The organism is Mesorhizobium sp. P3_A8, assembly GCF_056402995.1.
This window is the reverse complement of record NZ_JBFUGI010000001.1, coordinates 291,717-311,292: the sequence shown is the minus strand read 5'-3', so window position 1 is coordinate 311,292 and position 19,576 is coordinate 291,717. Positions and strand designations below refer to the sequence as shown.

Annotated in this window: 18 protein-coding genes and 1 riboswitch; of the genes, 2 read left to right on the top strand and 16 right to left on the bottom strand. The window is 64.2% G+C overall.

The annotated features are described in order from the left end of the window. Positions 1-33: 33 nt before the first annotated feature. Entirely contained in the window at positions 34-663 is a 630-nt protein-coding gene (locus AC1DX4_RS01385) for an alpha-ketoglutarate-dependent dioxygenase AlkB family protein (RefSeq protein ID WP_477218614.1), read from the top strand. 55 nt (positions 664-718) lie between these two features. Next, entirely contained in the window at positions 719-1,936 is a 1,218-nt protein-coding gene (locus AC1DX4_RS01380; RefSeq protein ID WP_477218613.1) for a glycosyltransferase family 87 protein, read from the top strand. A 19-nt stretch (positions 1,937-1,955) separates the two neighbouring features. On the opposite strand, the gene AC1DX4_RS01375 is transcribed toward AC1DX4_RS01380, so the two are convergent. The 16 genes from AC1DX4_RS01375 to AC1DX4_RS01300 all read right to left on the bottom strand — a co-directional run bounded on the left by AC1DX4_RS01375 (position 1,956) and on the right by AC1DX4_RS01300 (position 19,205). Beyond that, complete coding sequence (locus AC1DX4_RS01375) at positions 1,956-3,425, bottom strand: nucleotidyltransferase family protein (RefSeq protein WP_477218612.1); 1,470 nt, start codon at positions 3,423-3,425, stop codon at positions 1,956-1,958. Beyond that, a complete protein-coding gene (locus tag AC1DX4_RS01370; protein ID WP_477218611.1) occupies positions 3,425-4,102 on the bottom strand; it encodes a glycosyltransferase family 2 protein in 678 nt (225 codons plus the stop codon). The genes AC1DX4_RS01375 and AC1DX4_RS01370 overlap by 1 nt, the downstream gene beginning before the upstream one ends. Next, on the bottom strand, positions 4,102-4,857 hold the full coding sequence (locus AC1DX4_RS01365; RefSeq protein WP_477218610.1) for a glycosyltransferase family 2 protein: 756 nt from the start codon (positions 4,855-4,857) through the stop codon (positions 4,102-4,104). Before AC1DX4_RS01365 ends, AC1DX4_RS01370 begins: the two co-directional genes overlap by 1 nt. Beyond that, positions 4,857-5,612: a glycosyltransferase family 2 protein gene (locus AC1DX4_RS01360; RefSeq protein WP_477218609.1), complete on the bottom strand. Its 756-nt coding sequence runs from the start codon at positions 5,610-5,612 to the stop codon at positions 4,857-4,859. The genes AC1DX4_RS01365 and AC1DX4_RS01360 overlap by 1 nt, the downstream gene beginning before the upstream one ends. Next, on the bottom strand, positions 5,609-6,655 hold the full coding sequence (locus AC1DX4_RS01355) for a serine kinase (protein WP_477218608.1): 1,047 nt from the start codon (positions 6,653-6,655) through the stop codon (positions 5,609-5,611). The genes AC1DX4_RS01360 and AC1DX4_RS01355 overlap by 4 nt, the downstream gene beginning before the upstream one ends. A gap of 29 nt (positions 6,656-6,684) precedes the next feature. Next, positions 6,685-7,164 (bottom strand): PqqD family peptide modification chaperone, encoded by a 480-nt coding sequence (locus AC1DX4_RS01350; RefSeq protein WP_477218607.1) that lies wholly within the window; start codon positions 7,162-7,164, stop codon positions 6,685-6,687. Between the two features lie 98 nt (positions 7,165-7,262). After that, a complete protein-coding gene (gene dhaL, locus AC1DX4_RS01345) occupies positions 7,263-7,922 on the bottom strand; it encodes a dihydroxyacetone kinase subunit DhaL (protein WP_477218606.1) in 660 nt (219 codons plus the stop codon). 62 nt (positions 7,923-7,984) lie between these two features. After that, positions 7,985-10,066, bottom strand: coding sequence for a bifunctional sugar-binding transcriptional regulator/dihydroxyacetone kinase subunit DhaK (locus AC1DX4_RS01340; protein WP_477218605.1), 2,082 nt, complete (start codon positions 10,064-10,066; stop codon positions 7,985-7,987). Positions 10,067-10,212: 146 nt separating this feature from the next. Then, the gene (gene dhaL / locus AC1DX4_RS01335; RefSeq protein ID WP_477218604.1) at positions 10,213-10,875 is read right to left on the bottom strand and encodes a dihydroxyacetone kinase subunit DhaL; all 663 of its coding nucleotides are present in this window, start codon (positions 10,873-10,875) and stop codon (positions 10,213-10,215) included. An 11-nt stretch (positions 10,876-10,886) separates the two neighbouring features. Continuing rightward, positions 10,887-11,882: a dihydroxyacetone kinase subunit DhaK gene (locus AC1DX4_RS01330; RefSeq protein ID WP_477218603.1), complete on the bottom strand. Its 996-nt coding sequence runs from the start codon at positions 11,880-11,882 to the stop codon at positions 10,887-10,889. 15 nt (positions 11,883-11,897) lie between these two features. Next, positions 11,898-12,668, bottom strand: coding sequence for an SDR family oxidoreductase (locus AC1DX4_RS01325; RefSeq protein ID WP_477218602.1), 771 nt, complete (start codon positions 12,666-12,668; stop codon positions 11,898-11,900). A 60-nt stretch (positions 12,669-12,728) separates the two neighbouring features. After that, entirely contained in the window at positions 12,729-13,715 is a 987-nt protein-coding gene (locus tag AC1DX4_RS01320; protein ID WP_477218601.1) for a substrate-binding domain-containing protein, read from the bottom strand. Between the two features lie 85 nt (positions 13,716-13,800). Further along, positions 13,801-14,805, bottom strand: coding sequence for an ABC transporter permease (locus tag AC1DX4_RS01315; RefSeq protein ID WP_477218600.1), 1,005 nt, complete (start codon positions 14,803-14,805; stop codon positions 13,801-13,803). A 28-nt stretch (positions 14,806-14,833) separates the two neighbouring features. Next, positions 14,834-16,312, bottom strand: coding sequence for a sugar ABC transporter ATP-binding protein (locus tag AC1DX4_RS01310; RefSeq protein WP_477219097.1), 1,479 nt, complete (start codon positions 16,310-16,312; stop codon positions 14,834-14,836). 524 nt (positions 16,313-16,836) lie between these two features. Continuing rightward, on the bottom strand, positions 16,837-17,937 hold the full coding sequence (locus AC1DX4_RS01305) for an FAD-binding oxidoreductase (protein ID WP_477218599.1): 1,101 nt from the start codon (positions 17,935-17,937) through the stop codon (positions 16,837-16,839). Positions 17,938-17,957: 20 nt separating this feature from the next. Further along, entirely contained in the window at positions 17,958-19,205 is a 1,248-nt protein-coding gene (locus AC1DX4_RS01300) for an aromatic ring-hydroxylating oxygenase subunit alpha (RefSeq protein WP_477218598.1), read from the bottom strand. Positions 19,206-19,319: 114 nt separating this feature from the next. Next, positions 19,320-19,521, bottom strand: a riboswitch (cobalamin riboswitch). Between the last annotated feature and the right edge of the window lie 55 nt (positions 19,522-19,576).

The window sequence follows — 19,576 nt, the reverse complement described above, 5'->3', positions numbered from 1 at the left end:
GCGGGCTCGAACTATCTCAAGGTGCGCGATCCCATGCTCGTTTTGCCCAACGGCGTCCGTCACATGCCGGCCTATCTCTCCCGCTCTGTTCAGGAGGCGCTGGTCGAGGCGGTGAGGAGCATCGTCCAGCAGGCGCCGCTGTTCGTGCCGGCCATGCCGCGCACCGGCAAGGAGATGAGCGTGCGCATGACCAATTGCGGCCCGCTCGGCTGGGTCACCGACAAGGAGCGCGGCTATCGCTACCAGCCGACGCATCCACTGACCGGAGAGCCATGGCCGCCGATCCCGGAGGGCTTGCTCGATCTTTGGCGGCAGGTGTCGGGCTATCCGAATCCGCCGCAGGCCTGCCTGATCAATTTCTACACGGCGGACGCCAAGATGGGCTTGCACCAGGATCGCGACGAGGCCGATCTCTCGGCACCCGTCGTCTCCGTCTCGCTGGGTGATGATTGCCTGTTCAGGGTCGGCCAGGCGACGCGCGAGGGCGCCACCAAGTCGTTCAGGCTGAAGAGCGGCGATGTTGTCGTGCTCGGCGGCGAGGGCCGCCTTGCCTTCCATGGCGTCGACCGCATTTACCCGTCGACTTCGGCACTGCTCAAGAACGGCGGCAGGATCAATCTGACGCTGCGGCGGGTGACGAAGCAGCACGAGAGCCCCGTATAGCCGATCTTAACGCCCATCCCTTATCAAGGCCGCCAGGGTCTTGGAAAACAGCACAATGGCACCGGTCAATCAGACTGCCCGCAATCGATCCGATTTCCGTTTCGCGGCCCTTGTGCTGTGCACCGGGATTTTGGTCGGCCTGCGCTACCACCTTGCTTTGTGGACCTTCGACGAGCACGGCTTCTCCGAACTCAGCGACCGGCTGCCCTACTGGGATTTCACCAATCTGTGGGCCGGTGGGCGCATGGCGCTCGACGGCCATGTCGCCTGGCTGTTCGACGTCGACACCTATCGCGCGGCCTTGCGGCAGATGTTCTCGCCCGATCTTCCCAATCAGGAATGGAGCTACCCGCCCAGCATCCTCATCTTCGGCGCGCCGCTGGCGCTGTTGCCGATCTTTGCCGCCTATTTCATCTGGACCTTCGGCACCGTCTTCTGCCTCTGGCTGGCGGTGCGGCCGCTGAAACTGGGCACGCTTGCCGAAGCAGCCATCTGTGTGTGTCCGGCCGTATTCGTCAACGCCATATTCGGTCAGAACGGCGCGTTGATCACCGCTCTCCTCATCGGTGGATTGGCCGTCGCGCCAAAGCGGCCGATCCTTGCCGGGCTGCTGTTCGGGTTGCTGACGGTCAAGCCGCATCTCGGTATTCTGGTCCCGTTCTGCCTGCTGGCCAGCGGCAACTGGCGCGCCATCGCCGCCGCCGCCCTGTCATCGGCCGCGCTGTTCATTTTGACCGGCGCCTCGCTCGGCTTCGACGTCTGGCACCTGTTCTGGACGCAAACCCGCCCCTTGATGACGGCGATACTGGAGGCGCCCTATCCGCAACCCTACCAGGCCAATGCCGCAACCATGTTCTTCCTGGCGCGCGCTTGCGGCGCGGGGCTGACAGTCGCCTATGCAATGCAGGCGGTTGCGACGATCGCCGCCATCGCCGCCGGCATCTGGATCTGGCTGCCCTGGCGGCAGGTCCAGCATGGCGAAAGAGTGGTTCTCACCGCGGTGCTGGCAACTGTTGCGACGCCTTATGGCTACAGCTACGACACGGTCGGTCTTGCCGTTGCTGTCGCCTACCTGTTCTCGACGCGCGCCAACGTGCCTCGGATTTTCCTGGCGCTGGTCTGGCTCTATCCTGCCATCGCTCATCTGGTGAACTTTGTCGGGCTTGGCATCGGCATCTTGGTGCCATTGTCCCTGTCGGCATGGATGCTTGCCCAGATCAGGGCCCGTGAACGCACGGACATTGTCTCGACGGCGGCCGGCAGTCAGGCATAGCCCAGAGCCGCGCGATATCTCAGCGCAACGGCGAAAATGTCGCCGAGATCAGATGGAAGGGCAGTGCGCCATAGGCGGCCACTGTCGCGTCGTCGTCCCATTGGCGGAATTGCCGGGAAGGTCGCGCCTCCAGCGTCACGGCGTGTCCTTGCCCGTCAAGCGTCACCTTGCCGCGAAAATGCAGCACCCGTTCGCCACCGGACCGGCTGATGGCCATGGCGCGCAGGCGCGCAATATGGTCGTCATCGGCATTGATCTCCATTTCGATGCGGCGGCGGACCGGTGGAACACTGATCCTGACCGTGATGTCCAGCATCATGTCGCCCGCCGTTCGTGGGCAAGGTATGGCCTGTGAGAACACAGGTGGCGGCAGCGTCTGCGACGGCTCGTTGCGGGCTGGCTTGCCACGCCAGGCCTTGGCCGCCGGCTCCTGCCGCAGCCGACCGCTCTTGCGCCTCAGCCGCAACTGCTTGGCAAGGCCGCGCGACAGCCAGACCAGCCTGCCGAAATCGGTCCGCGGCTTGGCCTGCAGCACCGCAGACCAGCGCGAGAGGCCGGTGCGGTCGGCCATGTCAAGCACACGCGCCAGCACCCTGTCCGGCGTCGTCACGCCTGTTTCAAGCGCCAGATAGGAGAGCGCCACCGCCGCGGCGACGGCAAGGCCGCGCCTGGCGACAACATCGAGGAACACATCCCAGTCCACATCGCCGCCGCGGATAGCCACCGCGCAATCGACCAGCCAGTCGCTGTGCGTGTGGGCGTCGAGCCCGCCATGCGCGATGGCAAGCGCGATGCGGTCGGCGGGCGATGGCACCAGCACGCCGACGCCGCTGAACTCGGCGGCATTCGCCCTTTGCCAGATGGCCAGGTCGTCTTCCTCGCTTCGCTGCGAACCGTCATAGGCGAGTTGGTGCAGGTCGATGTCGCCAAGATTGCCCATGAAGAAGTTCATCGAGCGCAACGACGCCAGTCTCGTCCGCAGATATTGCGGGCTGACGCCAGTGGCGATCTGCCAGTCGCCGTCGCGCAGCACGTCGAAGGCCGTTTGCATGTCCTGCGGCAGCACCAATATGTCGATGTCGTGCGCCACCCGGCCGCGCTGTGCCGAGGCGTTCAATGCGATGCGGCTGGCGCCCTTGATCAGCATCACCCGGCATCCGGCATTGGCCATCGCCTTTAGCGCCGGTTCGGCTTCGCGCATCGCCATGCGCGATTTGGTCCACAACATTTTCTGCAGGCCGACGAGGCGCGGATAAGCGGAATGGCCGGCGAGCTTCCTGCCGAACCTGTCGGAGATCGCGGCCAGCAGCCGGTGCTCGCGGAACGAGACGTGATCGATATCGTTCTCGTCCAGCCAGCGGCCGGCGCAAGCGGCAGCAACGTCCTCGTCGGGAAGAAGTGCGGCCTTGAGCAACTGGTCGAGCCCGCCCGTCGGCCATGACCAGCCATAGTCCGGGAAGCGACGCTCAATACGGCGAATATTCACCATCAGCTCGAGCCGGCCTTGTTCTGCGCCCGCCGCAGCATGGCGAGCCGCGCCACCTGGAGATAGCCGCGGTCGCGGGCCGCATCGCGTCCATAGGACAGGCTGCCCGGCCGGATGCGGCGCAGCGCCAGCGCCTCGTCCAGCATGTCGAGGGCAAGGCCCGCCTCGCGCGCCCGGGCGATCCAGTCGATCATTTCGCCCCGGCCGCCCGGCGGATCGACGATGGGTCCAACCGTGTCGGCGACCTCACGGCGGATCATCATGGTGGTCCGCGACCAGCCGGGCACGGCCTCGGCCTCGGGCGCGTCGGGCCGGTCGTTGCGGAAATTCCGCCAGTGACAGAAAACCCCCGCTGTCGCGAGACATCTGTCGAGATGCGCCAGCTGTCTCTCGATCTTGTCCGGCAGCCAGAGGTCGTCGGAATCGAGCGTCGCGATGAGCGGCGTCGACAGCGCGGCGATGCCCCTGGTCGTGGCGCTGCCAGGCCCGGCATTTGCCTGGCTCAGCAAGCGCACCGGCAGGTCCGTTCCGGCGATCGCCGAAGCGAGATCGTCGGTCGACCCATCGTCGACGATCACCACCAGTTCAGGTCGCACCGTTTGCGCCGCGACCGATAGCAGCGTCTCGGCGATGGTGCCGCTGGCGTTGAAGGCCGGGATGACGACGCCGTATCCGCTCATCACATGAACTGCCAGTCTGCGAGATCCTTGAGCTCGAAGATGCCTTCGATCCGCCGCAAGGTCGGGTCTGCCTTGCGGCGGATCATCGACTTGTAAATGGCGCGCATGAATTCACGCGACTGGACGTCGGTCTGTCGGGTCATGTTGCCGGGATGGCGTCTGTAGTAGAGGGCCACGGTCTCCGGTGTCACATATCTTGGTCCGCTTTCGAAGGTGCGCAACAGGTAGTCGGTGTCCTCCGCCTGATTGAAGGCTTCATCGAAGACACCGATACGCTCGACAAGCCGGCGTGTGAAAATCGCCGCCGACAAATGGATGCCGCGAACCGTGATGCTGCGGCTGCCAGCTGCGGGCTCCAGGCGCTCGTCATCGATCTTGTCGACCAGCATCATCCTTGAATAGGTGAGATCCAGATCTGGGTCGTTGCGGAAGAGCTCGATATCGGCCGCAAAGCGTCCGACCGGCGAAATGTCGTCCGAATCGAGGAAGGAGACAAGGTCGGTCTCCGCTTCGACCAGTCGCAGCCCGGTGTTGCGCGTCCGGGTCACGCCCAAATTGGATTGTTGAAACAAGCGGATGCAGGGGTTCTCCGCCATCATCGAGCGCACCGCTTCAGCCGATCCATCGGTCGAGCCGTCATCGATGACGATGATGTCGAGGTCGGCGGCGTCGCGCTGCCTGAGCAGCGAACGTAGCGCCGGCCCCACAAGGGTCTCGCGGTTATGGACCGGCATGATCACGCTCAGCCTCGGCATCACATCATCCGCCAATCGGTAAATGGGCTCTTCAGTTCGAAAATACCCTGAACCTCGCGCAACGACGGATCGGCCTTGCGCCGTCGCATCGACTTGTGGATTGCGCGCAAATGGTTGCGGACCCGGCTGTCATGTCCCTTGGTAATATTCCCGGCGTGGCGCCGGTAGTAGACCGCGACGGTATCAGGCAATTCGTAGTTCGGACCCGTTTCGAAAACCCGCAGCAGATAGTCTGTGTCCTCGGCCTGCTCGAACTCCTCGTCGAATTGGCCCGTGCGCTCGACAAGGCCCCTGCGGAACAGGGCGGTGCTCAGCGAAATTCCCCGAAGCGTCATGGTGTGGCTGTCGGGCGCGGGCTCCAGCCTCTCGTCGTCAATCCGGTCAGCCAATGTCATCAGCGAATAGGTCAACTCCAGGGTGGGGTCGGCGCCGAAAAGCGCGAGATCCGTTTTGAAGCGCCCGGCCAGCGAGATGTCGTCCGAATCCAGGAACGAAACGAATTCGGCGTCTGCGGGCAGCCTTCTCAGCCCGGCATTGCGTGTCCTGGCGACGCCCATATTCTCTTGCCGGAACAGGCGGATGCAGGGGTTCTCGACCATCATCGAACGCACCGCCTCCGCCGAACCGTCGGTCGAGCCATCGTCGATGACGATGATGTCGAGATCGGCGGCATCGCGCTGGCGCAGCAGCGAGCGCAAGGCCGGAACGACATAGCGTTCGCGGTTGTAGACCGGCATGATCACGCTCAACTTCACGAAGCAACCCGTGTTAGAAAATCCGCAACAGTACCGGCAATCTCCTCGGGACGCGTTCCCAGGGACAGGCGGTAGCTTGGCAGCAGGCGGGTGAGATCGCCGAAGAAGCGGAAACCGCTTTCACGTTCCCCCGGCATCTGCATGATGCCCGACGGTGCCAGTGCAATCATCGCGTCTCGACGCGACACCGGCACGATCGAACTCGTCTCGCCACCGCCGATATGTGGCACCACCAGTGCAACGATGTCCAGCGCCGCTGGTACCGGCCGTGGCGCGATGTCGGCAATGTGAAACGTGTGCTTGCCCTGCCAGTTCAAGGGGCTCTCGATCTTCAGCCGCTGCTTCAGCCCCAGCCGTGTGAACCCTTGCGGGTCCTGCTTCAGCGTCGAAAACAGCGGCCGCGCGGTCACGCCGCCCGCGAGATCGATCAGCACGTAGTCGTCGCCGACGCTGTCCAGCCCATTGAGCAGACCGGCGGCGACCGTGCCGGATTTCCCGGCGCCGCCCGCGCCGGCGAGCAGCACGCCCTTGCCATTGGCACCCAGCGTACCGGCATGGGTCAGCCGCATGCCGCGCGCCGCATAGTCCCAGTGCAGGAAGGCCCGCAGCGGCGCTGCCGGCTCCCAGGGCGGAAAGGCATCGGCCGCAGCCATCAGTTGCACGCCAACGCGGCGTTGCGGGTCGTAGACCTGCCAGAAATCCAGATCGTGAAAATAGTGGCCACGCAGCCCGGCCTCGGCGAGCCGTTCGGCAAAGCCGTATTCGGTGAAATGCGCGTCGCCCCACCGTGCCGGCTCAGGGATGCCGCAAATGCCAGGGTGCTCGATGAAGATGCGGCATGCCGACGGTTCGGCATCATCATGCGCGGCCTCCACGAAGGCGTTGCCAAGCGCCTCCGCAAGCATACCGGGACCGACATGCGCGGTCAGCTCCAGCCGGGGCAGGCGGACCGTCCGCGTGGCCGGATAGTGTGCGGCTTCTGCGGCGGTGATGAGATACCGGGCGTAATCCGGCAAGGTTTCGAGCGTGACGCGCGGCATCATGCGCCCCTATCTCTGATGCAGCCGGCTCGTCAGGAAGCCTGCTTGACCGCCGGCCAGCCGAGGGGTTCCTCGACCTCGTGGATGGGATCCACGATGATCAGGTCGGCGAGGTCGTCGTGAATGCTCACCTTGAGAGGCTCGTTCGTGGCGGCAAGCTCGGCAGCCAAATCGCCCGGCAGGGATTGCGCCGCCGCTTCTGAGCGCACCAGCAACCCCAGTTCGAGCAATTGCGAGATGAAGTGTTCGACTTCAGCCGCGCCGAGTGTCGAACCGCCGGCGGTAAGCCCGGTCAGGGCCTGGGCATCGACCCCGGACGACAGCGCCTGCCAGATCCTGCTGCCGGAATCGGAGAAGCCGAAATACTTGCCGTTCGCAAGGTTGAGCACCACGGCCTCGCCATCGAAGGATTCGAAGACGATGTCCCTGCTCGCAACCGCATAGGCGTTGCTATCACGCATCATTGTTGCCCCGCTTTGCAAATCCCGCCCCTCAAGCAGGATCGCTTCCACCGATAACGCCTGTAAACGCTCGGTTCTTCGTTGGCAAGGTAACCTGTGCTGGCAGGCAGCTGGCCATTTCCGGGACCAATCGAGGCACAGCTCGATTTTCAGTGCCCGCGAGGCGCGCTCTCGGTGAAGGTGTCCTTCATCGCGCGCAGGATGATGACGGCCGATGCGGCGCCCGGGTCCATGTGCCCGAGCGACCGCTCTCCCAGCCGCGCCGCCCGTCCGCGCGCCGCCACCATGGACCGCGTCGCGTTGGCGCCGGCTTCCGCGGCTTCGAGGATGCTGTTCCACATATCCAGGTCACCGGCATTGCGGGCCTGTGCGTTGAGCGCGGCTTCGGTGGCGGGGATCCACACGTCCAGCATGGTCTTGTCGCCGCGCTGCCCCTTGCCGCGTTCCATGATGCCGGCCGTCATCGCCTTGATGATCGCCGCCTGGTCGGCGAGCGAGAGGCATTCATCCTGCTTGAGCGCCTGTCCGGCCCTTCGGAATGCGGTCGCATAGAGCGGTCCGGTGGAGGCGCCGACGGCGTCGAGGAAGGCCGAGGCGGCGGCCGTGAAGATCTCCGAGGGAGGCGTGTCGTCGAGATTGAGTTTGGCCAGATAGGCATTCACGGCCATGAAGCCGAGCGACATGGTGATGCCGTGGTCGGCGTCGCCGATCGCGCCGTCCAGATCGGACAGTCGATCCTTTCCCGCCTCGATGGCGATCGATATGCGGTAGAACATCCTGCTCAGGCGTCGTGCGGCGTTGTCCGACATCATGGTCCTCCCAGTTCAAGCAGGATGCGGCCTTGGTCCGTAAGACGCATCTCTTGTTGTCCTCAACCGATCCGCAGCACGGCCGTATCGCAAGGATGGCGCAAAAGCTCCGACAGCTCATTGTCGAGATGCAGGATCGAAATGGATGCACCGACCATGTCGAGCGACGTGCAATAGTGGCCGACCCAGTTCGCCTCTATCTGGATGCTCTTGGCACTCAGCCGCTGTTCGACGCGCCGGAACAGGATGTAGAGTTCCATCAATGGCGTCGCGCCGAAGGAATTGATCAGCACCGCCACGCGGTCGCCCGCCGCCGGCTTCATTTCGGAGAAGATGCGGTCCATCACCCGGTCGGTGATCGCATCGGCGCTCATCATTTTTTCGCGGATGACGCCGGGTTCTCCATGGATGCCCATGCCGATCTCGATGTCGTCGGGGCCGATCTCGAAATTGTGGCGGCGGGTCTGCGGCATCGAGCAGGGCTCCAGCGCGACGCCCATGGTGAAGGTCCGCGCATTGGCCTTGCGTGTTACCGCTTCGCAGGCATCCAACGACAGGCCACGGTCGCAAGCGGCCCCGGCGATCTTGAACATGAAGAAGTTGCCGGCGACACCGCGGCGGCCATCCCTGTCCTCCAGCGGAGAGGAGGCGATATCATCCGTGGTCACCACGGTCCGCACCTCGATGCCCTTGTCCGCCGCCATCTCGGCCGCCATGTCGAAGTTCATGACGTCGCCGGCATAATTGCCGTAGACGAAAAGCACGCCCTCGCCGCCGGATGCCGCCTGGGTGCACTCGAGGATCGGCCCGGGAGGAGGCGAGGAAAAGATGTTGCCGACAGCCACGGCGTCGGCGAGGCCCTTGCCGACATAGCTGAGAAAACACGGCTCGTGCCCCGAGCCGCCGCCGATCACCAGCCCGACCTTGCCGGGCCTCGGCCCGGTGCGGGCGACCAGGGCACGGTTGGAACCCTTGATCGGCTTGATGTAGGCGGCATGGGCCTTGACCACGCCGTCGAGCATTTCCTCGACGACATCGTCGGGGTCGTTGAGGAATTTCTTGATATGGGTCCGGTAATTGCTGGGCAGGGCAATCGTGTTGTCGACCCTCGGGCGCTGCGACAGCTTCTGGTCGAGCTCCGTGACACCGTCGGCATTGAGGATGCCGCGGCCGGTGGCGGCGTCGGTGATCAGCACATTGACGTAGCCGCCGCGCAGGCTGGCCAGGATCGCCGGCACCTTGTCGAAGCCGCCGGCCACGGCGATGCGCAGGCCGATGGCCTTCAACATGTCCAGCGATATGCCGATCGTCCGATCGTCGAGTGGGCCGGCCACCGGATGGCCCTGGCCATCGATGAAACGGCCTGCGACGACGCCGACCGCGTTCCTGGCGAGATATTGCTGCAGCGAAACGGATTCGAAGAAGCCGCTGGTGTGGATCGTCGAGTTCGGACGCAGCGACGAGATGCCGAAGAGTGCCTTGTTGGCTTTGGCAAGCGCGTCGAACTGGCTTTGAATGAGCGGCTCGCGCAAAAGCATGTCGCGGACTTCGGCGGTGGAGACGACGGCGGGCGCCGTGATGTTGATCAGCCGCGCCTTGACCGCGCCGGCGATGGCCGACGCGCAGAGCTCCGGCGTATAGGCGAAGTTGGCGGCCGTTCCACCGGTGGCCTGGACAACGGTGACGTCCTGAAGGCCGGGCACCGATGCCTGCTCGCCGATCGCCAGCACCGTGCGTCCCCAGGCAACGGCAAGCGTGTCGCCGGATTTCAACAGCTTGGCCAGTGCCTGCGCCGCTGCCCCGCCGAGGCGGTCGATCAGCGGCCGTGCGTTGTCGTCGCTCGGCACCACCAGGCAGTCATGCAGGCCGAAATGGCGTTTGAGTTCCTGGGCGATCGAAAGCGAACTCAGCCGCGACGGTTCGAGCGAGATGTTGACGATGCCGCGGGCGCGGGCGTCGGCCAGATAGCTGTTCACCGTCGCCCGCGATATGCCCATGATCTCGGCGATGTCGCCTTGCGTCATGTGGTCTTCGTAGTAGAGCCAGCAGGCCCAGACATACGGATCGTCGCCGTAGCGCAAGGGGATGGGCTCGGCCGCCGCCTCGGTTCCGTTCTTGCGCGCCGATGATGTCTTGACGGTCATGCTGCCTGGTTTCCCCGAATCCAAGATCGATCGTCAAGATGAGCGCAAACGGGAGAACTCTCAATCTTGCCGCGATCGGCCATCTAGCGCGCTCCCGGCTGCAATGTCAGCCGGGAGCCTTTGCTCGGGAGGAGCATATTCATAAATCAATGGCTGGCGGTCGCGGGCGACCGCAGCTTCTGCTTGGCGCCGGACGCCAGGGTTGTCAGGATCAACGCGCAGGATGTCGCGCCGGCGTCGAGGACACCCACCGAACGTTCGCCGAGCCGGCTGGCGCGGCCGATCTTGGCCACGAGGTTCTTCGTGCTGTCACGGCCTTCGTCGGCGGCGGCGGCCATCGCGTCGAGCGCGTCCGCAAACGGCTTGCCGGCGGCGTTGGCGCTGTTGAAGGCCTCGACGGCCGGCACAAGCGAGTCGAGCAGGGTCTTGTCGCCGACCTTGGCCGACCCGATCGTCTGGATGCCTTCGAGGCCGCTGCCCAGCATGGCGCCGAAGGTCTCGGCGCCGATCGACGGGGAGGCTTCGATCGTTTCGGCGAACTGGGTGAACATGATGCCATAGAGCGGTCCCATGGAGCCGCCGATCTCGGTCATCAGCACGGTGCCGAGCGTATCGAAGGCCGAGGCCAGCGACATGTCGTTGCCCCTGATCCTGTCCGCCGCCATGCCGAAGCCCTTGGCCATGTTGACGCCGTGGTCGCCGTCACCGATCTTGCCGTCGATCTCGCTGAGATAGGCCCGGTTTTCGATGATCCGGTCGGCGAGCGAAAGCACGATGTCGCCCGCGGAAGCATTGTCAAACTGCTGCATCTGCCTGTTTCCTAAAGCCTTGCGGGACAATCGACATCGACGTCCAGCAGCCGTTTCAGCTCGGTGTCGAGCGCCATGACCGTGAGTGTGGCGCCGACCATTTCCAAGGAGGTGAAATAGTTGCCGACATAGGTCTTGTGGATGACCAGGCCGCGTCCGCGGATCTCGGCCTCGATGGTGTCGTTGAGGATGTAGAGTTCGTTGACCGGCGTCGCGCCGAGGCCGGACACCAGCACCGCCACTTCGGTTCCCGCCGCAAGCGCATGATCGTCGAGCACGATCTTGACCATATCTCGCGCAATGTCGGCCGCTGGCTTCAGCGGCTCGACCCGCACGCCCGGCTCGCCGTGGTGACCGATGCCGACCTCCATCGTGCCCGGCTCGATCAGGAAATTCGGATGCCCGACGGCAGGCAGCGTGCAGGGGCCAAGGCCAACACCGATCGAGCGGCAATTGTCGATCGCCCTTTGCGCCGTCGCTTGCACATCCTCGAGGCTTGCGCCTTCCGCCGCCAGCGCGCCGGCGCATTTCCACATGAAGATCTCGCCGGCGACGCCGCGACGCTTTTCGCGCTCGTCCGGTCCTGCCGAGCAGACGTCGTCATTGGCGACGACAGTGGCGATCTCGATGCCTTCCTTGGCGGCCAGCTTGATGGCCATCTTCACATTCATGTTGTCGCCGGCATAATTGCCGTAGAGGCAGACGACGCCTCTGCCGCCATTGGCCTCGCGCGCCGCGTCGAGGAAGCTCTTGGCCGTCGGCGAAGAGAACAGTTCGCCGACCGCGACCGCGTCCAGCATGTTGCGGCCGGTGTAGCCGATGAAGGCCGGCTCGTGACCGGAGCCGCCGCCGGTGATCACGCCGACCTTGTCGGCGACCGGGACATGGCGGGCCGCGATGACGCGCGGGTTGCTGCTGCCGAGCCTGATGATGTCGGCATGCGCCTTGACGAAGCCCTTGACCGTGTCCTCGACGACCTCGTCGGGATTGTTGATGAAACGCTGCATTGTTGCTCCCGCCGCTCAGATGATGGTGTAGCCGCCGTCGACCAAAAGGTCGGCGCCGTTGATCATGTCGGCGCCGTTCGAGGCCAGGAACACGGCAGCGGCGGCGATTTCCTGCGGGAAGGCGAAGCGGCCGGTCGGAATGCGCAGCTTCAGCGCCTCGCCGCGCGGCCCGTCCCAGGCCTTCTTGCCGAGCTCGGTCAGAACCACGGTCGGCGAGATCGTGTTGACCGTGATGCCGTGCCTGCCCCATTCGGCGGCAAGCGTCCTGGACAGGCCGATGACGCCGAATTTCGAGGCGCAATAGGCGGCGTGCTGGTCGATCGCCACGGTGCCGGCCTGCGAGGCCATGTTGATGATCTTGCCGCCCTTGCCGGCCTTGATCATGGCGCGCCCGGCAGCCTGCGAAATCAGGAACGTTCCCTTGAGATTGATGGCGATAGTCTTGTCCCAGGCGTCGAGGCTAAGTTCCTCGGCAGGAGCAAGCATGACGACGCCGGCGCTGTTGACGACGATGTCGATATCGCCGAATGCCGCCAGCGCCGAAGCGAACACGGCGTCCACGGATTGCGTGCTGGACACGTCGCACACGAAGGCCTTCGCGCCATTGCCGAGTTCGGCGGCTTTCGCCTGCGCAACCGCTTCATTGATATCGATCACCCCGACAATTGCGCCCTTTGCGGCGAATGCCGATGCGATGGCGCTGCCGATGCCCGACGCGCCGCCGGTGACCAGGGCGACCTTGCCGCCCAGCGAAAAATTGAGATCAACATCTATTGTTTCGGTCATGGTTCTCTTCTCGGCCTGACGGAATGCGGGGCGGGCCGCAAAGCCCACCCCGCGGCTGGATCACTTGCGCGTCGCAAGCAGCTTGTCGACATTGTCAGCCGTCACCGGCGTCCACGGTACATTGTAGAGCTTCTCCTTGCCGTCCTTCCAGGGCATGTCCTTGTAGGTCTCCCAGATGTCGGACTGCGGCTTGTAGTCACCCTTCTTGGCATTGAGGATGGCAAGATCGAGCGCACCTTGCGCCTGGGCGCGCGCATCCTGCAGGATCGAGGTCATGTCGCCGTTCTTGACGGCATGCAGCGCGTCGGTGATGCCGTCGATGCCGGCAATGGAGAAGCTCTTCACGTCAAGTTTGGCTGCCTTGATCGCCTCGATGGCGCCGAGCGCCATCTCGTCGTTCTGGCCGATCACGCCATTGATCTGGTTCGGGTGAGCGGTGAGCCAATTCTCCATCAGCGTCTGGGCCTCGGCGCGCGACCAGTTTGCCGTCTGGTCCTCGAGCACCTTGACGTCGGGGCATTCGGCCAGCGCCTTCTTATTGCCTTCCAGGCGCGAGATCTGCGCGGACTGGCCGACGGGACCTTCGAGGATGACCACATTGCCCTTGCAGCCGATCTTGTCGAGCACGGTCTTGGCTTCCATGTAGCCAGAGATCGTGTCGTCCGATCCGACATAGGAGGTCAGAAGATCGGAATGGACGCGGGTGTTCGAGCCGATGACCGGAATGCCGGCGTCGGCGGCGGCCTGCACGGCGGCAGCGCCCGCGTCGACGTCGATCGGCGCAAAGATGATCGCGTTGTATTTCTGCGTGACCATCGTCTTGAACTGGTCCTGCTGCACCAGCGCGTCATAACGGCCGTCGAACACCGTCAGTTCGACCTCGCCGCTCTTGACGGCGGGATGGTCCTGCAGCGCGGCCACCCAGATCTGCATGAACTCGGCATTCAGCCCGTAGGGCGCGGCGCCGATCTTGATCTTGTCCTGTGCCATGGCCGGCGCGGCCAGCAGTGCGGTCGCGGATGCGAGCGCGATCATCCATCTTTTCATTTCGTTACCTCCACCTTGAGTGAGCGACCGACATGGTTCGCCTTGCAGCGGACGCGCTGACGCGGGTCCGGTACCGGAAAGGGGCCTAGGCCCCGTAGTTTCGCTTCTGGTCGAGCATCACGGCGCCGACGATCAAGGCGCCCTTGAGGACCTGCTGGTAGTAGGATTGGATGCCCATCAGATCGAGGCCGTTGTTCATGACGCCGATGATCAGCGCGCCGATCAGCGTGCCGGTCACCCGGCCGACGCCTCCCGACAGGCTGGTTCCGCCAATCACCACCGCCGCGATCGCGTCGAGCTCATAGGCAATCCCGGCCTGGGGGAGCGCGGATCCGGTGCGGGCGCTGAGCAGCATCCCGGCGAAGCCGGCAAGGCCGCCGGAAATGATATAGACGAGGAACTGGATGCGGGTGATGTTGATGCCCGAGGTCCGGGCCGCGTGCGGGTTGCCGCCGACGGCATAGATGTAGCGGCCAAAACGCGTCCGGTTGAGGATCCACCACGACACGGCGAACACGACGGCAAGAATGAAGACCGGCGCGGGTATGCCGAAGACGTCGCCGGTGCCGATCCAGCGGAAAGCCGGCGTCAGCGCGGGAACCGGACGGCCGCCGCCATAGATGAGGGTCATGCCGCGCGCCGCCGAAAGCATGCCGAGCGTCGTCACGAAGGCCGGCACCGAGAAGCGCGACACGATGAGGCCCGAAATCGCGCCGCAGGCAATGCCGACCAGAAGGCCGATAGCGAGGCCCAAGGCAACCGGATAGGGCGCGCCGGCGATGCCGGCGGTCGCCGAAGTGGTCATGAAACTGGCGCTGACGATACCCGCGAGCGCGACGACGGAGCCGACCGAGAGATCGATGCCGCGGGTCAGGATGACGAAAGTCATGCCGATGGCCAGGACACCGTTGATCGATGTCTGCAGCAGCACGTTGGAGATGTTGCCGGCGGTCAGGAAGAACTCGTTGGAGACCGAGAGCACCGCCACCAGGATCAGGAAGGCAAGGAAGATGCCGTACTCCTGGATCAGCAGCCGGCGCTGCTCGGAACCGAGCCAGCCTTGCATCGTCTTCTTGTCGCCAACCGACATTCCTGGCTCCTTTGCCGCCGAACCCTGTTCAGGTCGATAGGTGGACGAGTGATTGCGCATCCGTTTCCTCCCGCCTGAAGATTCCGGCGCTTCTGCCGGCCCGCATCACCATGATCCGGTCCGAAATCCCGAGAACTTCATCGATCTCGGAAGAGATCATCACCACCGTGCCGCCGGCGGCGGCGAAGTCGCAGATGATCCGGTAAATTTCACGCTTGGCGCCGACATCGACGCCACGGGTAGGCTCGTCCAGCAGCAGCACCTTCGGGTTGCGCAGGAACCACTTGCCGAGCACCACCTTCTGCTGGTTGCCGCCTGACAGGCTGGAGACCGGCATGGTGTCGCGCGCCGCCTTGATCTGAAATCGCTCCCGCATCCGGCGGCTCGCTTCCGCCTCGCGCGGCCGGTCCATGGCAAAGGCCGGGCTCATCTCGGGCAGGCTGGCCATGCAGATGTTGGCGCGCACGGAATCGGAAAGATTGAGGCCGGTCAGCTTGCGATCCTCGGTGACCAGCGCCAGACCATGCGCCATCGCATCCGCTGGCTTCGAGATGGCGACCGGTTTTCCGTCGATGGCGATGGTTCCAGCCGAAGGCCTGTCGAGCCCGAACAGGCAATTGAAGATTTCCGTCCGCCCAGCCCCCATCAGCCCGTAAATGCCGAAGATCTCGCCCTTGCGGGCTGAAAAGGAGATGTCCTCGATCTTGTTCGGGCAGCTCAGCCCGGCAATTTCGAGTCCGATTTCCTCGGTCGGCGTGTTGGTCTTGACGTATTCCTCGGACAGCTCACGGCCGACGATCATGCGGATCAGGCCGGGCCGGTCGATCTCGGCAAGCGCCCCGCTACCGACATAGGAACCGTCCCGGAAGACCGTGTAGGAATCGGCGACCTGGAATATTTCCGACAGGCGGTGCGACACGTAGACGATGCCGCGGCCCTGTCTTTGCAGGCGGCCAATCGCGGCGAACAGATGCTGCGCCTCCCGCTCGCCGATCGCCGAGGTCGGCTCGTCCATGAAGATGACCTCGGCGTCGTGGCTGAGCGCCTTGGCGATCTCGACCAGCTGCATCTGCGCGACCGAGAGGTTCATCATGTACTGGGTGGCTCGAATGTCGAATTCGAGGTCGTCCAGAAGCTTCTGCGCGGCGCGGTTCATGGCACGGAAATCGATGCCGCCAAACCGCGCCTTGGGCTCGCGGCCGAGATAGATGTTCTCGGCGACCGTCATGTGGGGAACCGGGCTCAGTTCCTGCTCGATGATGGCGATCCCCGAGGCCAGCGCGTCGGCGGGGCTGGTGAATTCGACATCCTTGCCGCGACGGCGGATTGAGCCGGCATCGCGTTTTTGGATGCCCATCAGGATCTTCAGAAAGGTCGACTTGCCGGCGCCATTGCCGCCGCAGAGCGCGTGAACCGTGCCGGCGCGAAGCTGAAAGCGACCGTCGCGCAAGGCGGCGACGCCACCAAAGGACTTCTTCAGCCCTTCCACTTCGAGCAACAGCTCCACCATCGTCCTCCCATGACTTCGGCCATCCCTGTCGGATGCCGATCGGCACGTGATCTCCCGCCCAAATGCCGATGCTGACAATAGTCAAGTTGCAATCGACAAATGTCAAGTGATGCGCGAACTTTAAAATTTGGAAGCCGGAGGCGATGTGCGGGATTTCAAAAACCCTTGAGAAAACAAATGATTATCGCGGCCGCCCCAATTCGTCGCTTGCTCGACAAGGGACGGCGTTCACGGAATTGTTCCGCCGATGATTCACGGGGGAAGGGCCAGAAGGACCAAACCGCAAGCCACGCTGCGGCTCGTGCGGGACGGTCGGTTTAACGGAGAAGACTCTGCCGAAAACAGGTGGAGGGGCACGGCGCCACGGTGACGTCGTCCCATGTCCAGGACAGGCAACAAGGTCTAGCCTTCAGCGTAGGCGCCTGCCTCGTCGTCTCATCTGGTGCCGCCTTGCCACGCGGCATGGCGTTCGTCGTCGGAGCGGCCGAGGACCATGCCGCGCTAAGCCGCCCCGATATTGTCTACGCTTCGATTTCGAGAGCCGACAACGGCTTCGAGCAACAGGCGAGGATGAAGCCGTCATCGATTTCGTGATCGAGGATGCCGCCATTGTGGCTCATCTCGACGGCGCCGGAGACTTTCCTCACCTTGCAGGTTCCGCACAGGCCGAACTCGCAGGCCGCCGGAATCCGCACGCCCGAAGAGCGCGCGGTCTGCAGCACGGTCTGGCCGGCGACGCACTCCGCGTCGACGTCCGAAAGCGCGAAGCGGATCGGTGTTGCGGCTTCGACGGCAACGGCGACGCCGTCTTGCGTCGGTGCTGCGAACGGCGCCGGGACTTCCTCCACCGCGGGTGCGGCAAAGCTTTCCTGGTGGTACTTCGTCATGTCGAAGCCGGCGGCGTCCAGCATGCCGCGCACGGCGCGCATGAAGGGATCCGGACCGCAGCAGAAGATCTCGCGTTCACGGAAATCGGGCGCCAGCAGCGGCAGCCGGATGGCGTCGATGCGGCCCATATGGCCGTACCAGCCCTCGCGGCTCGACCGCTCCTCGATCATGAAGCCGAGCGATAGGCCCGGCATATGGCCGCCGAGCAGTTCGAGCTCCTTGCGGAAGATGATCTCTTCGGCGCGCCGCGCGCAGTTGACGAAGCCGACATCGGTCCATGGCGCGCAGTCATTCAGCCAGCGCAGCATCGACATCATCGGCGTCACGCCGGAGCCGGCCGAGATGAACAGATATTTGGCCGCCGGATGGCTGTGCAGCGAAAAGTCGCCCGCCGGCCCATAGGCCTTGACGTGCGAGCCGGGCTTCAGGTGATCGAACATCCAGCGCGTGCCGATGCTGCCTGCCTGCGCCTTCACCGTCACCGCGATCGAGAACGGCCGCGACGGCGAGGACGACAGCGTATAGGTGCGCATCAGCGGCCCGTCCGGTGTCGGCAGCTCCAGCGTCACGAACTGGCCCGGCTTGTAGCGGAACCAGGTCTGGTTGTCGGAGCGGAAGGTGAAGGTCCTGACGTCAGGCGCTTCGTCGCTGACGCCGATCACTTCCAGCACCTGCAGCCTGTCGTTCCAGGGCGCCATCTGGTCGAGATGGCGATAAAGGCCAAGATCCGTCATCGCGTTCATCCCTCAACCTCTCAAGCGACACTGCGCAGCGCCGGCCGGCCGCCATCGGCAAGGCGCGGACCGATGAAGCGGGCGTACCAGTCGACGAACTGGATCACGCCGCCCTCATGCAGCTCCGAATAGGGGCCGGGTTCATAGGCTGGCGACAGGATGCCGAAGGCGTTTTCCTCGACGATGCGGCGGTCCTGGTCGTTGGTCTCGGTCCAGACATGGGTGAGTTCGGCGAGATCGTAATCGACGCCCTCGACCGCATCCTTGTGGACCAGCCATTTGGTCGTCACCGCGGTTTCCGTGGCGCTGATCGGCAGCACGCGGAAGGTGACCGCATGGTCGATCAGGATATGATTCCAGGTCGTCGGGTAGTGATAGTGCATCAACGTGCCGATACGGTCGGCCGAGACGCTGTCGGACAGGTTCTTCTTCACCGCCCGCTTGCCGTTCATCGTGTAGCTGACTGCGTCACGCAGCAGCGGCGCGCGGGTGGCGCGGTACTGCCCGGCCGGGTCGATGCGGAACTTGCTCGGCAGGCCGGCTGCCTCGCATTTGGCCCAATGCGCCAGCATCTCCGGGTCGCTGTCGGCGCCTTGCACGCCGGTCACCGTCGGGGCTTCCGGGAAGGTCTTGCACAGCTCCGGGTGATTGCCGGCGCAATGGTAGCACTCGCGGTTGTTTTCCCAGACGAGCTTCCAGTTGCCCTTCTCGACGATCGTGCTCTCGAAGGCGATCTTTGCTTCGCCCAGGCGGTGCGGCTTGAGGTAGGGCTCGATCATCGCCCGCATCGGTGCGAAGTCGGCGGGCTCCTTGGCCAGGCAGATGAAGATGTAGCCGGCCACGCTCTCGCAGGCGACCGGCTTCAGGCCGAACTGGCTCTTGTCGAAGCCGTCGGCCATCTGGCGGGCAAACAGCAGCCTTCCGTCCAGCTCGTAGGTCCACTGGTGATAAGGGCAGACCAGCTTGGCGGCCATGCCCTTGTCGGTGTTGCAGACGCGGCTGCCGCGATGGCGGCAGGAATTGTGGAAGGCGTTGATCTCGCCCTGCTGATCGCGCACCAGCACGACCGGATAGTCGCCGATCTGTACGGTGATGAAGCTGCCGGGCTTCGGCAGTTCGCAATCATGGCCGATGAACAGCCAGTCGCGATACCAGATCAGCTCCATGTCCAGTTTGAAGAAATCGGGATCCGTGTAGAAGGGCTGCTCGAGCGAGAATCCGTCCCTGCGGCTGTTCAAGAGCCTCAGCATGTCGTTGCGCGTATCCATGTCCTGTCCTCTTCGTTCAAGGACTGAACTGGTGGTGATTGAGGAAGGATCGGGCGCAGGCCGGCGAAAGCCGGGCATGCACCATCCGCCTCTTGACCGCCCACCGCGATCAGTCGAGTCTAGAAATCTCGGGCTGGTTTCCGGGCTCTGGAGTTGTCCTTGCGGACCATCGCGACACCTTCCCAGGCTTTCGCCCAGTGGTCTCCCGTTGCGACTTGAACTCCACCACCGTTGCGGGGGCAGCGCCGGATTCTGACCGGCTTCCCAATTCTCCGCTCCATCGTCACGAAGCGGCACCTGAGATGTCATGATCTAATCACGACAGCGCTTGCGACATCGGCATGAAAGCGACATCGCATCCATGTGGCGCG

What these genes read in the sequence shown, in the direction of transcription:
- AC1DX4_RS01300 (WP_477218598.1), bottom strand. Translation starts at nt 19,205, where the DNA reads ATGGATACGCGCAACGACATGCTGAGGCTCTTGAACAGCCGCAGGGAC.
- AC1DX4_RS01380 (WP_477218613.1), top strand. Translation starts at nt 719, where the DNA reads ATGGCACCGGTCAATCAGACTGCCCGCAATCGATCCGATTTCCGTTTC.
- AC1DX4_RS01315 (WP_477218600.1), bottom strand. Translation starts at nt 14,805, where the DNA reads ATGTCGGTTGGCGACAAGAAGACGATGCAAGGCTGGCTCGGTTCCGAG.
- AC1DX4_RS01330 (WP_477218603.1), bottom strand. Translation starts at nt 11,882, where the DNA reads ATGCAGCGTTTCATCAACAATCCCGACGAGGTCGTCGAGGACACGGTC.
- AC1DX4_RS01365 (WP_477218610.1), bottom strand. Translation starts at nt 4,857, where the DNA reads ATGCCGAGGCTGAGCGTGATCATGCCGGTCCATAACCGCGAGACCCTT.
- dhaL (WP_477218604.1), bottom strand. Translation starts at nt 10,875, where the DNA reads ATGCAGCAGTTTGACAATGCTTCCGCGGGCGACATCGTGCTTTCGCTC.
- AC1DX4_RS01375 (WP_477218612.1), bottom strand. Translation starts at nt 3,425, where the DNA reads ATGGTGAATATTCGCCGTATTGAGCGTCGCTTCCCGGACTATGGCTGG.
- AC1DX4_RS01370 (WP_477218611.1), bottom strand. Translation starts at nt 4,102, where the DNA reads ATGAGCGGATACGGCGTCGTCATCCCGGCCTTCAACGCCAGCGGCACC.
- AC1DX4_RS01320 (WP_477218601.1), bottom strand. Translation starts at nt 13,715, where the DNA reads ATGAAAAGATGGATGATCGCGCTCGCATCCGCGACCGCACTGCTGGCC.
- AC1DX4_RS01305 (WP_477218599.1), bottom strand. Translation starts at nt 17,937, where the DNA reads ATGACGGATCTTGGCCTTTATCGCCATCTCGACCAGATGGCGCCCTGG.
- AC1DX4_RS01340 (WP_477218605.1), bottom strand. Translation starts at nt 10,066, where the DNA reads ATGACCGTCAAGACATCATCGGCGCGCAAGAACGGAACCGAGGCGGCG.
- dhaL (WP_477218606.1), bottom strand. Translation starts at nt 7,922, where the DNA reads ATGTCGGACAACGCCGCACGACGCCTGAGCAGGATGTTCTACCGCATA.
- AC1DX4_RS01325 (WP_477218602.1), bottom strand. Translation starts at nt 12,668, where the DNA reads ATGACCGAAACAATAGATGTTGATCTCAATTTTTCGCTGGGCGGCAAG.
- AC1DX4_RS01355 (WP_477218608.1), bottom strand. Translation starts at nt 6,655, where the DNA reads ATGATGCCGCGCGTCACGCTCGAAACCTTGCCGGATTACGCCCGGTAT.
- AC1DX4_RS01385 (WP_477218614.1), top strand. Translation starts at nt 34, where the DNA reads ATGCTCGTTTTGCCCAACGGCGTCCGTCACATGCCGGCCTATCTCTCC.